Genomic DNA, 14464 nt, shown 5'->3' with positions numbered 1-14464 from the left:
AAAATCAAGTCGGAGGTATATGCCATGAGAATTCTGGTGGTGGAAGACCAGCCTTCTTTATTAAAGACCATCGCCCGCAGGCTTCAAGAAGATGGATACAGTGTGGATACTGCAAAAGATGGTGAAGAAGGATTGGACTTTGCCCTGGTGTCAGACTATGACTGTATAGTGCTGGATATCATGCTTCCCGTAATAGACGGCATGACGGTGCTGAAAAGATTGAGGGAAAATAATATCATGACACCTGTCCTGTTCCTGACTGCGAAAGATGCCATTGAAGACAGGGTAAGGGGCCTTGACCTCGGAGCTGATGACTATCTTATTAAACCTTTTTCTTTCGATGAGCTCCTGGCAAGAATAAGGGCTCTTTTGAGAAGGCAGAGTCTTAGCCGTGAAACTGTGATAAAGATAAAAGATCTGACGCTTGATACAAACACCCATGCTGTAACCCGCGGCGGCAAACCCATAGAACTTACAGCCAAAGAATATGCGGTACTGGAATATCTTATGAGAAACAAAGGAAGGTTATTGACCAGGTCCCAGATAGCCGACCATGTCTGGAATTATGACTTTGAAGGGAATTCAAATATAGTCGATGTCTATATAAGGTATTTGAGAAGAAAAATCGATGACGGCTTTGAGGATAAGCTTATACAAACTGTAAGGGGCAGCGGGTATATGATGAGAGGTGAATCATGAAAAATCTGACCATACGGACCAAAATGACACTGTGGTATAGTTTCATGCTTTTAGTTTTGCTTTCCATATTCAGTTTCTTTGTATATATCCTGATGTCAAGGATGATGTATAGCGGGGAAGAAAGCCTGATAAAGGCTCATGCGGCCCAGGCGATCTCAGTTATAGAGCTGGAAAACGGCCGTATTAAATTCGCTGAGCCCAATGAACTCATGACTTCCGGCACTTATATATCTGTATACGATAAAAAAGGCCAGATAATATTTGGCAGTAAAGGAATTTATCCTGAAATTAACATGCAAAAGCCCTCGGAAGAAAAGTTAAGAGTGGTTAACATAAAAAACGATGCTTGGATGATATATGACAGGCCTGTGCATGAAGAAAATAAACTGGTGGCGTGGGTCAGGGCCAGCCGCTCTTTGGCACCAGTCGGGCAAGCCCTGGAAAATCTAAGAGATATAGTAGTTGTAACAATCCCCCTGTTTCTCATTATTGCCGCCGGAGGGGGACTATTTTTGGCAAACAGGGCGCTGGCACCCATTGATCGCATAACTAAAACGGCTAGGGCTATAGGGCGTGGCGATTTGAGCCGAAGGCTTAATATGCCAAAAGTAGAAGATGAAGTGGGCAGGCTCGCCATGACCTTTGATGAGATGCTGGATAGACTTGAAACTAGCTTTAAAAAAGAGCGGCAGTTCACTTCGGATGCATCACATGAACTTCGCACTCCCCTTGCGGTAATAAGGGCACTGGCAGAAGAAACCTTAATGGGTGCAAGAAGTGAAGAGGAATTCAGGGGCACCCTGAAAGATATACTCAAAGAAACGACAAATATGCAAAATATGGTATCTCAGTTGCTGTTACTGACCAGGGGCGATGAGGGAAGATACAGGCTGGAAATGGAAAATATCGACCTAAAGATTGTGATTGAAGACGTGGTGGAAGAGATGCAGGCGATGGCCGCACAATACGGAGTAAATTTATACTTCGAAGCCGATAAAAGCGTGGTTGTAAAGGGTGATCAGACACTTTTGACAAGGCTTTTCATGAATTTGATTGATAACGCCATAAAATACAATACAGAAGGTGGATGGGTGAAAGTAACCCTGCATGAAGCAAAGGGCTTTGCCAGAATAATTGTAAAAGACAGCGGAATAGGCATACCTGAAGAAGATATACTCCATATATTTGACCGGTTTTACAGGGTTGACAGGTCTAGATCCAGCGACGGCACCGGTCTCGGACTTTCTATTGTTCAGTGGATTGTAAAAATCCACAATGGGCAAATATACGTAAAAAGCCATCCCGGTGAAGGTACTGAATTTAAAATACTACTGCCGTTATGATTTATAGTTCCGCTGATAAGCCTATTCATTACTTAGAAATATTCTAATTTCTTTATAATGTGCTAAAATAATTTTATGAGCCATAAAGTTCAAATAAGTATCAAGGTATTTTTGTGAAACGGAGGGAAGCAAATGGGCTTTTCAGAAGAGTATCAGCAGTCATGCCATATTGTTTATCGCGACATTTCCCAAAAGGTCGCGGAAGCCATCGAATCCGTATTGAAAATAGACGTAACCATAATGGACAGCAATATGCTGAGGATAGCCGGAACGGGAAGATACAGAGAAAAGATAAATGAAAGGATAGAGAAAAAAACGGCCTTTGAAAAATGTTTGCTTTCCGGCAAGCCGCAGATAATTGCCGAAGAAGAAAAAAGTAGCCCGGTGTGCCTTGACTGTCCGAAAAGGCTCGTATGTTTCGAAAAAGCAGAAATATGCGTGCCCATTTTATATAAGGATAAACCAGTGGGAGTAATAGGAATTATAGCTTTCAATGATGAACAAAAGCAGAAAATAATCTCCAACCAAGAAGCGTACCTGAATTTTATCCAGAAGATGGCGTCACTGCTTGAGGCAAAGTATTCGGAAATTCAAATGGGCAAAGAAAATCAAAAATTATCCATGAGACTTATCAGCATTTTGAACACCATTGACGAGGGTCTTATAGTCTATGATGGCAGGGGAGACGTCCTGTACAGGAATGCGGCCTTAGACCGTCTGTTCAAAGAGATGAATGTAAAAGACCAGGACGAATTTATTCAAAAAATATGGCGGGAAATAAGAACCCGTACGGCGACGGCGAACGATGACCCGGACGGCGGCCCAAATGAAATATTAATCCATCACGACGGCGAATGCTTCGCTTTTCTTGCGTCGGTTACAGCATTGAAAGAAAATGATACGGAAAATGAATTTATCATTACACTGCAGAACTTGAAGAGATTGCAGAAAAAGGTCATACAATCTGCCGAAAGAAATCAGATAAGCTTCAGTTTTTCTGATATCATCGGGCGCTCTTCAGCATTCGTCGAAACCCGGAGAATTGCGGAAAAAGCCGCAGAATCCGACTCAAATGTTCTAATCTACGGCGAAAGCGGAACCGGGAAGGAGCTTTTCGCTAGGGCTATACACAACAGCAGCAAAAGACGCGAATATCCCTTTGTGCCCATCAATTGCGGGGCCATTCCGGACGAGCTTTTGGAGAGCGAACTTTTCGGCTATGAAAAAGGAGCTTTTACTGGAGCATACAATACAAAGATAGGCAAGTTTGAGGTGGCTGAAAACGGCACGATTTTCCTCGACGAAATAAGCGAAATGCCGTACCCCCTCCAGGTCAAGCTTTTGAGGGTTTTGCAGGAAAAAGAGATCTGCCGCATTGGAAGCAACAGGATACGCAGGGTAAATGTGAGAATAATCTCCGCCACCAATTCGGACCTTACAAAGAAAATCAAAGATGGCCTCTTCAGGGCAGACCTTTACTACAGGCTTAATATTATACCCATTCACATTCCTCCTCTCAGGGAAAGGAAAGAAGACATTCTTTTTCTTACGGAATTTTTTATCGACTATTATAACAGAATTTTCGGCAAAAACATCACAGGCGTGTCAAAGGAGACGGCCCGGCTTTTTCTCGAATACCAGTGGCCCGGAAATGTGCGGGAATTGCAAAATATCCTGGAATATGCGGTGAATTTCGAAACCGGGAGAGAAATCAATGAAGTCCTGGTCAGGAAGAGACTGAACCTTGACGGCGACAGAAGCGGAAAAGCTGAATTTAAATATAATTGCGACGGCCGTTCTCTTGAAGAGCGCTTAAAAAAGCTGGAAAAATTGATTATAGAAGAAAAGCTGGATTCTTACAGGTATTTGGAAGGCAAATGCCTTGTGAATAAAGTCTGTGAGGATCTGGGAGTGAGCAGGGCGACTTTTTATCGAAAAGTAAAGGAATTCGGGATTAGTCTCAAAAATGATACTGTATCATAAATGAGAAACTTCACAATTATTCAATAGGAATATGTTAGATAGGGCTAAGCAGTATCACTTTTGAGAATTAATTTTTTAACAGATTCTCTTTTGACGTAAGATGTATGTTTTCCTCCTGATGGCATGAGTATTGCAACGAAATAAATCGAAAGAAGAAAAAATTCATCAATCATACCATTCAGGGGAGGAAAAATAATGATTTCGCTGAACCAGAAAATGTTGCTGGACATCCTGAAAAGAGAGGTAGTGCCAGCCACCGGATGTACCGAGCCTGTTGCCGTCGCCTATTCGGCGGCCGATGCCAGGGAGCGGCTTGAAGGCATGATTGAATCAATGGAGATATGGGTAAACCCCGGCCTTTTTAAGAACGGAATGCGGGTCGGCATACCGGGGGTCGAAGAGAGAGGTCTTGATATGGCGGCAGCTCTCGGCTATGCGGGAGGGAAATGCGACAGAGGCTTTCAGGTTATCGACGAATTGAGCGAAGAGGAAATCCGGCTGGCCAGAACACTGATTGCACAGGGAAGGATAAAAGTTCATATAAAAAAAGGAGTTGAACGCCTTTATATAGAGACCGTATTGACTACCGACAGGGGAAAAATAAGAGTTATCGCCCTGGACAGGCATTTGAATATTGTAAGCGTAGAAGAAGGAAGTGAATTCAAACCTTTTGAGTTTGAAGACGATGGATCAGGCAAGACATTTAAAGCGATTCGGGAGTACGATATTTATGACTTTGTGGATTTTGCCGAAAGTTTACCTGTTGAAGAACTTCTATTCCTCGGTGACGGTGTCAGGATGAATAAAAAAATGGCCGAAGAAGGTCTGAGATTGGAAGGGGGGATAGGCCGGAAATTTCAAAAAATGATATCAGAAGGCTTGATATGCGACAGCATGATAAGCAGAGCTCAGATCCTGTGTGCGGCCGCTTCCGAAGCCAGGATGGCCGGAATTAAAAAACCCGTCATGAGCAGCGCGGGAAGCGGGAACCACGGCATAACGGTCTTTCTTACAAATACCGCTGTGGCGGAAATGAAAGGCATATCCGAAGAAAAACTGCTCAGGGCTCTCGCTTTAAGCAACCTCATAACCGTGTATATAAAATCGTATACGGGCACTCTGTCGGCCATGTGCGGCTGCGGCATTGCGGCTGGAATTGGAGCGAGCGCAGGAGTTGTTTATCTTCTGGGCGGGACTACGGAACAAATGCTGGGCGCCGTAAGAAACATGGCGGGGTCGATTTCTGGAATAATCTGCGACGGCGGCAAGGAAGGATGCGCGTACAAACTGGCTCTGGCGTCGGGATGGGCGGTTGAGGCAGCACTGTTGTCGATGAGCGGCGCAGTTGTCGATTCAAAAGACGGAATCCTTGCGCCGGATTTCAAACAGCTCGTTAAAAACCTTGGATATGTCTGCAATCCGGGGATGATTCAAACGGATGAAGCCATTTTGCAGGTGATGCAGGGCCAAAATAAATAAATTTAATATATTATCGGGAGGTTTTAAAAATGACTGAAAAAATGTACACTCAGAAAGAATTTACAGACGCATTCAGAGCAGCGATCGAAGATAGGGCCAGGTGGTTTTATCTTCTGCTCAAATATGCAAAGGAACAGGGAGCTGACACGGAAAAAATGGCCGAAAAAGCCATAACCGAATTCGGTAAAATGAAGGGCAAAGCCATTGGAAAGGCTGAAACGGCAAAAGACTTCGCCTATGCCATTTACAGCGGGCCCGCAAAAGACGCCTTTGCCATGAATGCGGTAAAATTGGATGATGATGAGAGTATTATAGAATTCAAGTACTGTGCACTGGTGGAGGCGTGGAAAAAGTTGGGCTGCAGTTCCGACGAAGTGGCTGAATTATGCCGCCTTGCCCGATATGGCGATTACGGCATGGCATCATGTTTTCCGAATATCGCTTTAAAATTTGACAAGCTGTTGAGCGAAGGTCAGGATTGCTGTAAGATGGTAATAACAAAAAATCAATAATCAATCAAAAAATTCGGGCTGTAACTTTCGGCAAAGGGGGGTGTAAAAAGGAAGTAAGATGTGGGAACCCGGTCAATGTCATAAATAACAATTTTTAAGGAGGGATTTTGATGACTATCCAGAAGTTTCTGGAGACGCTTTCCGGTCTTCTATGGGGAAAACCGCTGATTTACACGGTATTGTTTGTAGGCCTTTTCTTTACCATCGGCTCAGGATTCTGGCAGTTCCGAAACTTCGGCTATATTCTTAAAAACACCTTCGGGAAGATGTGGAGCAAAGGGACATCCAATGAAGGCATTCTTACCCCGTTTCAGGCTGTCAGTATAGCACTTGCAGGCACCATCGGCGTGGGCAACATAGCCGGTGTGGCCAGCGCTATAGCGATTGGCGGTCCTGGTGCGGTTTTCTGGATGTGGGTATGTGCGCTGGTAGGCATGATGAGTAAAATGGTAGAAGTCACCCTGGCTGTGCATTACAGGGATAAAAATCCCGACGGTTCAACATACGGCGGGCCCACATATTACATGGAAAAAGGGCTTGGCATTGAAAGAGGTTTTAAATACTGGAAAGTTCCTGCTGTTATTTTTGGAATCGGCATTTTCTCAACATTTTTTATAACATTGCAAAACTATACAGTTGCAGAGGCCATAAACAACACTTTCAAACTTCCCATGGTGGGAATAAGTGTAGTATATATAACACTGCTTTATATAGTAATTTTTGGTGGCATAAAGAAAATAGGAGAAGTTTCCAGCTACGTTGTACCTTTTATGGCCCTTTTCTATATACTGGGCGGTATTTTTATTGTGCTATCCAGACTCCCTGATGCTATAGAAGGACTGGGATTGATATTCAAAAGCGCTTTTTCAGGGACCGCTGCGGTGGGCGGATTTGCCGGGTCAGCTTTCTCCATGGCGTTGCAGATGGGTGTAGCAAGATCCATATACAGCAATGAGGCCGGATGGGGAACAGCACCTATGGCGCACTCCACTGCCAAAACCGACCACCCTGTCAGACAGGGTATGTGGGGTGCGTTTGAAGTTTTCATGGATACGATAGTTGTATGCTCCATAACTGCGCTTGTAATAATCACTACAGGTGCATGGACTTCAGGAACATCCGGGGCTGCGTTGACTCTGAGCGCATTTGAAAGCGGGATGGGGTTTTTCGGTAAAGTGGTTGTAACTGTGGGAATTTTCCTTTTCGGCTGGACTACAGCTACCGGTTGGTATGCTTATTATGAAATCATACTCAGGCATCTGGTAAGGGGCAGGGAGAATCTCCAGAAAGTAATACTTACTATTTATAAATATTTATTCCCACTGCCCGGCTTTCTGATGGTTATCTTTGCGGTTACTACCGGCCTGCCTCCGGCCATAATATGGCTTCTGGGCGATGTCACCAGCGCAGTACCCGTGTTTATAAACCTGATAACCATCTTTTTCCTGGCTCCGAAATTTTTTGAACTCCTGCGGGATTTCAACGCCAGAGAATTCGGTAAAAAGGAAATTGCTTCTTCCAGCAAAGTTAAATTATTCTATGAGGAATAAGTGGATTCAATGGGTATGACTTCCGTCATACCCATCAACTATTAAAAAGACACTATGCCTATACTTTCGGGATGGTGGAGGAAGGATATCTATGAAAGGAGAACCCTGCCATGGATTTAATTCTTTATAACGGCAACATAATAACCATCGACGCTAATTATCCAAAGGCTGAAGCAATTAGTATTACTGGAGACAGGATAGCTTTTGTGGGGAAAAATGAGGAAGTTTTTGATTTAAAGCACTCAAATACGGAGATTATCGATTTAAAGGGCAAGACTGTTGTGCCCGGTTTTAATGACAGCCATATGCACTTATTAAGCTATGCCCTCAGCTTAGAGATGGCAGACTTGAATGCAATTGCAAGTATCGATGATCTTATAAAAAAGGTCAGGATATTTATCGAAGAAAAAAATATCCCTGAAGGTGAATGGATTCAAGGCAGAGGTTGGAATCAGGAAAGATTTTTTGAAAAAAGGATGCCAACCAGGCATGATCTGGATAAAATTTCTCAAAAGCACCCGATAGTGCTTGCCAGGACTTGCGGGCACGTATGTGCGGCCAATACAATGGCACTTGTTGCATGCGGTATTTTTAACAGTCCGCCTGCTGTAGACGGCGGCAGCATCGATGTCGATGACAATGGCACTCCCACGGGCATCCTGAGGGAAAACGCCATGCAGCTCATCTACGGCAAAATTCCACCTCCGGATAAATCCGAAATCAAGGCCATGATTACAAAAGCAGTCGGAGACTGTCTGAGAGTAGGTCTTACTTCTATTCAAACCGACGACTTTGGCGCCATTAAAGGTGATTTTAAAGACATACTGGATGCATATTTTGAACTGGAAAGGGAAAATAAATTGCCGCTCAGAGTAAGCGAGCAGGTCCTTCTTCCCGAAATGGCGAAACTGGAGGATTTCCTGAAATTGGGCCTTAAAACCGGCGACGGCGGAGAATTCTTTAAAATCGGCCCCATGAAACTCCTGACCGACGGTTCCCTGGGGGCAAGAACCGCGGCCCTTTCTGAACCGTATGAGGACGCTAAAAAGACAAGCGGTATTGCCATATATACTCAGGAAGAACTCAACAGGTTGGTGGAAAAAGCGCATAAAAACGGCATGCAGGTGGCCTGCCATGCCATAGGTGATAGGGCTATGGAAATGGTTTTTGAGGCTTACGGCAATGCGATTAAAAAGTACCCTAGAGAGGATCCGCGCTTTAGAATAATCCACTGCCAGATTACCACGAAAGAAATTCTGGACAAATTCAAAAAATATAATGTTATCGCCGACATCCAGCCCATATTTGTTTCATCTGACCTTTCGATAGTCGAAAAAAGAGTGGGCAAAAAGAGGGCACAGACATCTTACAACTGGAAATCCCTGATGGAAAGAGGCGTCCATGTGGCAGCCGGTTCCGACTCGCCGGTTGAATCCTTCAACCCGCTGTGGGGTATATATGCCGCCGTCACCCGAAAGACTCTGGGAGGCATTCCCGAAAACGGCTGGCTGCCAGAACAGAAACTTTCAGTGGAACAGGCGGTATACCTTTTCACAATGGGTTCGGCCTACTGTACTTATGAGGAAAATATCAAAGGCTCGATTACTCCAGGGAAACTGGCGGATTTGGTTGTGCTGTCTGAAGATATCTTCGGCATACCCCCGGATGAGATAAAGAATGTGCAGGTGGAAAAGACTTTCGTGGGCGGAAAATTACAGTACGAACGAAATTGATATTATATAGACTCAATGATAAAATTGGTTCATGTCATAAAAGACTGAAACTTTCAGTTACAAAAAGCAATTGAAATAAAAAAGCAGGAGCCGGATACTCCTGCTTTTTGTGGGCGTAATTGAGCAAAAATTTTTCAGGGGGATATTTTTCCATTACTGTTCTTCGACGCTGAGCATGGAATAACGCAAACGGTTTTTCCGCGCCTTATCCTCTTCGAAAATATATGCCAGATGGGTTTCGGAAAGTTTTGGAGTCAAAACGCTCACTGCTGGAAGAACGATTAGAGGAATTATCATGGCGGCCGAACCGATCATCGGAATTAGCGAAGAATTCATTTTAAAATACAGCGAAAGGCTCACGGAAAACAAAACTCCCGCAAGCATTCCCGCCCAGGCTCCGGCTCTGGTGGCGCCTTTCCAGAAAAGCCCGTACAGATAGGGCGCCAAAAAGGCCCCGGAGACGGTGCCCCAGGAAAGAGACATAAGACTCAGAATAAATGTGGGTTTTAAGGCGATATATGCTGATAGAGCGATGAACAATAAAGACAACCAGCGCATAAGTGACATGGTGCTTTTTTCGCTCATATTGGGTCTGAAAAATCCCTTCATCAAATCAATTGCTATGGAAGAACTGGATACGAGAACCAGTGAAGCCAGTGTCGACATGGAAGCCGCCAGGACCAGAAGAAGTATTAAGACGGCTGCGGCTTCGGGGAGAGCCTGACGTATCATCAAAGGCATGATAATGTCGAAATTGCCATTGGGAAGTTCGTTGTTGAAAAAAACTCGTCCGAAACTCCCTGTAAAATATGCGCCAAAAGCGATAATTGTCGAGAAAAAGGTAGACACTATTTTAGCCGGCTGTATTGCTTTAACATCGCTTATGGCATAAAATTTTTGCACCATCTGGGGCATGCCCCAGGCGCCCAGACTGGTCAACACGACCAGAGAAAAGAGCCCTAAAGGATTTGGAGGAGAAAAAGGCTGTACCAGCTGAGGGTTTATCTGGCCAAGCCTGGCGATGCCGGCACCTATGCCTCCTATATGGGGGTCAGCCATAATGTAGCAGACCAGAAGAACAACTCCGGCCAGCATAACTATTCCCTGGACAAAATTCGTAAGGGCTACGGCCAGGTATCCGCCCATGACCAGGTATACGGCCGTAAGTGCGGCGATTATCAGCAGCGCCAGATTAAAGGGGATGTTGAAGATTTTTTCAAAAAGGTAGCTCAATCCCATGTAAACAGAAGCAGAATAAGGCACAAGGAAAACAAAAATAATTAATGCCGCAAACACCTTAAGGCCGGGGCTGTCGTAGCGCTTGGCCAGAAAATCCGGCATGGTCAAAGCGTTGAGCCGCATAGTCATACTGCGGGTGGGGTTTGCAAGAATATGCCATGCCAGATAAGTGCCTATCAGTGCATTTCCTGCGACAATCCACAGAGACGATAATCCGAAACCCCAGCCTACTTTTCCGGCATATCCTATGAATATCACCGCGCTGAAATATGTAGTACCGTAAGCAAATGCCGAAACCCACGGTCCTATAGAACGGTTTCCGAGAAAAAAGTCGTTTACAGTGCTCACTTTTTTCATGCTCAGGTAGCCTATGGCCACCATGACAAAGACATAGATGCCGACTAATGCGAGTTTCATTTTAACCATCCTTCCATCCTACATTTTTAAAACTTATAATCACCGGGACTCAGGGGCCTTCTGTCTTGCCGTTGCACTGTTGCCCGTGCTCCGTGTGACTAGCCATTATATTAAAAAATATCAATTTTTTGGGTAAATGTCAAGAATGCTGGATAATGGCTGTGCAATCTATAACATTAATCCGTGATAGAGAATGATAAAAAATTATAAACATAAAAAATATTATCTGGGCTTAAATTATAGACTTTTTTCGGAACTGGTGTTATTATTAAGTATAAGGTGAAATGTATGAATTACCAATCTTCCGTCATAGAACTTATCGATGAAGGTATAATAGCCATAGATTCCATGGCGCACATCAAGATATACAACCGAATGGCGCGGGATATTTTCGGGCTGAATCCCGACGAGGGCCCCGGACACCCTGAGGGAAAAATTGCCGAAGGGGATATCGTCATCATAGCGGACAATCTTCTGGGTGCCGATGACGGCGGGCTTGAACCGGAAGATTTGAGGGCAATAGGGATAGAACCGTCGGGGATAGAAAGAGGAGATGCCGTCGTAGCCATAGGGACGGTGGGCGGCGGAACTGGAAGCGGTGTATTCAACAGGCTGGATAAAAAGATACCAGGAGAACGTCTTTCGGTTGAGACCTCAATAGACGGTTTAAAGCTCAAAGCGCAGATTGATTTTGATCTGAAACGCTTGAGGGCAACGGTGGACGGCAGACATTATGATTATATTTTTCGATGGGCTGCAGGTCACATGGTCATAGTTGACAGGGCAAGCCACGATGTCAAGTTTTATCAGACCAGGGGATATACGGCCCGGCAGGAAGAACTGAAGGCGGTTTTGTATGGCAAACCTTTTCGTGGAAAGGGAAAATTCGGTCAGGTCTTTCAGATACTGGAAAGACACATAAATGAAATTCACCCCGACTCTCATATAATCCGGAGCCTGATAGCCGTGGCAAGAGGTGAAAGCTGCGCGGTGAGAGGGCTCGAATCAATGATAAACGGTATTCCGGTTAGATGTTCCATTGAGCCGCTTGTGGTCGACGGCAATAATGCGGGGGCTTTTTTGAAAGTACTGGACATCACCGAGTTGAAAGCCGTTCAAATTGAACGTGAAAGAGTATTGAGTTCTCTGGAGAATCTTGAAAACCGCATAAGAAACGAAAGAATTCAAAAGGAAGCATTCAAAGACATTGTGAGAAGCGGCGAGAAAATCCGACGGGTGGTGGAAATGGCTAAAAAAGCCGCGGAAACCAGTTCGACGGTGCTTCTAACCGGGGAAAGCGGCACCGGCAAGGGGCTATTTGCCGAAGCCATCCATCGGGCCGGCTGCCGAAGGGATGGGCCGTTTATTTATGTCAACTGTGCCTCCATTCCTGAAAATCTGCTGGAAAGCGAACTATTTGGCCACGAAAAGGGCGCTTTTACGGGTGCTGTCGCTGAGAAACCGGGTAAATTCGAACTGGCGGACGGCGGCACCATATTTCTTGATGAAATAGCAGAATTGCCGCTGACCCTTCAGGCCAAACTCCTTCATGTCATACAGAAAAGGACCTTCACTAGGGTGGGCGGAGTAAAACCAATACAGGTCGACATAAGAATAATTGTGGCCTCAAACCGGGATCTGGAGGATGCGGTCAGAAAAGGGGTATTCAGGGAGGATTTGTTTTACAGGATAAATGTAATATCTATTAAGCTGCCGGCCCTCCGGGAACACAAGGAAGATCTGTACCCTCTGGTGAACCATATTCTTCCCCGGATAGCGGAAAGGGTCGGAAAGAAAGCTGTTCAAATATCCGGCGAGGTCATGAAGATATTTCTGGATTATGATTGGCCCGGAAATGTAAGAGAACTGGAAAATGTGCTGGAAAGGGCTGCAATAATGGCTGATGGGGACATTATCATGCCCGAGCATTTGCCTGAATATGTATTGGGGCAAAACAAGGATGATAATATCGGCGACATGATAACTGTAAAAAAAATCGGGCCTTTAAAAGAGCTTTTGATGGAGACGGAAATTCATGCGGTAAAAAAAGCGCTTGAAATCTGCGGCGGCAACAGAAAAAAAGCCATGGAAATGCTGGGAGTGGGTAAAACCAATTTCTATAAAAAGCTAAAAAAAGCCATGAGTTCGTGATTGCGGAAAAAGTACATAAATGCGGAATAGCGTTAGAGTTTACATTTTGAAGTATATTAAAAGGGTCAGGTGGCACATTATAGCCGATTTAATGTTATTTTTATTTTTAAAGTTCGCAAATGCGAACTTTTTGTTTTGCATTGTTGGATACTTTCGGGCTTGTATTGAGGGTTATGTAAGTATGGCATGTAAATTGCTTTTTACTAAATACGAAAAAAATTCCGTCTCTCGGATTTAACGACAATAAAAAATTAAACTTGGGGAGGAGACAGGATTGGAAAAAGCAAAAATCGCAATAGTGGGTTTTGGCCATGTGAGCAGGGAAGCCCTGGCTGCCGTTATGGAAAGCCCTGACATGGAAGTGGCAGGAGTCTTAATTAGAAATCCTGAAAAAGTGGCAGGGGTTAAAAAAGAGATAGGAGAAATTCCCGTGGTTACTGATGTTAAAGAGCTCGGGGAGGTTGATGTCGCCATACTTGGAATTGCCAGCCGGGCGGTGCCGGAAGTAGCGAAAAAATATCTTGAACAGGGGATAAACACCGTTGACAGCTTTGACATCCATGGAGAAGCGATAATGAAACTGAGGCGGGATCTTGACAGAGAGGCAAAGGCGCATAATGCTGTTGCCGTAATTTCCGCCGGATGGGACCCGGGCACCGATTCAATAATAAGGACCGTCATGGAAGCCATTGCTCCAAAAGGGCTTACATATACCAATTTCGGTCCCGGGATGAGCATGGGGCATACGGTGGCCGTCAAGGCTGTGGAAGGTGTAGAGGACGCAGTATCTATGACAATACCCGAAGGCACCGGCCTTCACAAACGCCTCGTATATGTAAAGCTAAAAGACGGGTACGAATTCGAAAAAGTAGCGGAAGCCATCAAACAAGACCCGTATTTTGTCCATGATGAGACCCATGTGTATTGCGTCGAAGACGTTGAAAGCCTTATCGATGTAGGGCACGGCGTCCACATGGAGAGAAAAGGTGTGTCGGGCATAACTCATAACCAGAGGATGGAATTCATCATGTCGGTGACAAACCCTGCGGCCACGGCACAGGTCATGGTATCCGCGGCCAGAGCCAGCCTCAGGCAAAAACCGGGATGCTACACCCTGCCGGAAATCCCGCCTATTGATTACATATATGGGGAAAGGGAAGCATTGCTGAGGCGGCTGGTATAAATCCCTGAAAAAATGTATATTAAAATAGTAGCAAGTTTAAAGCTTATTCGTATTTTTTCGATTAAAATAATCAGAAATAAGCGCATGTTTATTTAATAATAAAAAAACTTACAAAAAAGAGGAATATATGGTTTGATGTCGAATTAAAGCTTAATTATAATCTCTAGCCGGCGGT

10 protein-coding genes are annotated in these 14464 nt (G+C 44.7%); 9 read left to right on the top strand and 1 reads right to left on the bottom strand.

Features of this window, described 5'->3' with window-relative positions:
* The first annotated feature begins 24 nt into the window (after positions 1–24).
* From AC6I1H_RS06065 to AC6I1H_RS06035, 7 genes are all read left to right on the top strand, one after another.
* A complete protein-coding gene (locus AC6I1H_RS06065) occupies positions 25–699 on the top strand; it encodes a response regulator transcription factor (protein ID WP_497740069.1) in 675 nt (224 codons plus the stop codon).
* On the top strand, positions 696–2042 hold the full coding sequence (locus tag AC6I1H_RS06060) for a sensor histidine kinase (protein WP_497740068.1): 1347 nt from the start codon (positions 696–698) through the stop codon (positions 2040–2042). The genes AC6I1H_RS06065 and AC6I1H_RS06060 overlap by 4 nt, the downstream gene beginning before the upstream one ends.
* 132 nt (positions 2043–2174) lie before the next feature.
* Positions 2175–4025, top strand: a complete 1851-nt coding sequence (locus AC6I1H_RS06055; RefSeq protein WP_497740067.1) for a sigma 54-interacting transcriptional regulator — start codon at positions 2175–2177, stop codon at positions 4023–4025.
* 195 nt (positions 4026–4220) lie between these two features.
* Positions 4221–5504 (top strand): L-cysteine desulfidase family protein, encoded by a 1284-nt coding sequence (locus AC6I1H_RS06050; RefSeq protein ID WP_497740066.1) that lies wholly within the window; start codon positions 4221–4223, stop codon positions 5502–5504.
* Between the two features lie 29 nt (positions 5505–5533).
* Positions 5534–6016, top strand: a complete 483-nt coding sequence (locus AC6I1H_RS06045; protein ID WP_497740065.1) for an L-2-amino-thiazoline-4-carboxylic acid hydrolase — start codon at positions 5534–5536, stop codon at positions 6014–6016.
* A gap of 116 nt (positions 6017–6132) precedes the next feature.
* A complete protein-coding gene (locus AC6I1H_RS06040) occupies positions 6133–7566 on the top strand; it encodes an alanine/glycine:cation symporter family protein (protein WP_497740722.1) in 1434 nt (477 codons plus the stop codon).
* Positions 7567–7676: 110 nt separating this feature from the next.
* Entirely contained in the window at positions 7677–9299 is a 1623-nt protein-coding gene (locus AC6I1H_RS06035) for an amidohydrolase (protein WP_497740064.1), read from the top strand.
* 153 nt (positions 9300–9452) lie between these two features.
* Here AC6I1H_RS06035 and AC6I1H_RS06030 read toward each other — a convergent pair whose 3' ends face one another.
* On the bottom strand, positions 9453–10955 hold the full coding sequence (locus AC6I1H_RS06030) for a sodium:solute symporter family transporter (protein ID WP_497740063.1): 1503 nt from the start codon (positions 10953–10955) through the stop codon (positions 9453–9455).
* A gap of 288 nt (positions 10956–11243) precedes the next feature.
* On the opposite strand from AC6I1H_RS06030, the gene AC6I1H_RS06025 reads away from it, so the two are divergent.
* Positions 11244–13106 carry a sigma-54 interaction domain-containing protein gene (locus AC6I1H_RS06025; protein ID WP_497740062.1) on the top strand — a complete coding sequence of 621 codons (1863 nt, stop codon included), beginning with the start codon at positions 11244–11246 and terminating at the stop codon, positions 13104–13106.
* Positions 13107–13380: 274 nt separating this feature from the next.
* The gene (locus AC6I1H_RS06020) at positions 13381–14289 is read left to right on the top strand and encodes a diaminopimelate dehydrogenase (RefSeq protein WP_497740061.1); all 909 of its coding nucleotides are present in this window, start codon (positions 13381–13383) and stop codon (positions 14287–14289) included.
* Positions 14290–14464 lie beyond the last annotated feature (175 nt).

It is taken from the genome of Biomaibacter sp. TOL, assembly GCF_059717795.1.
Note: the sequence above shows the minus strand (reverse complement) of the source record. Positions and strands in the feature narration are given on the sequence as shown.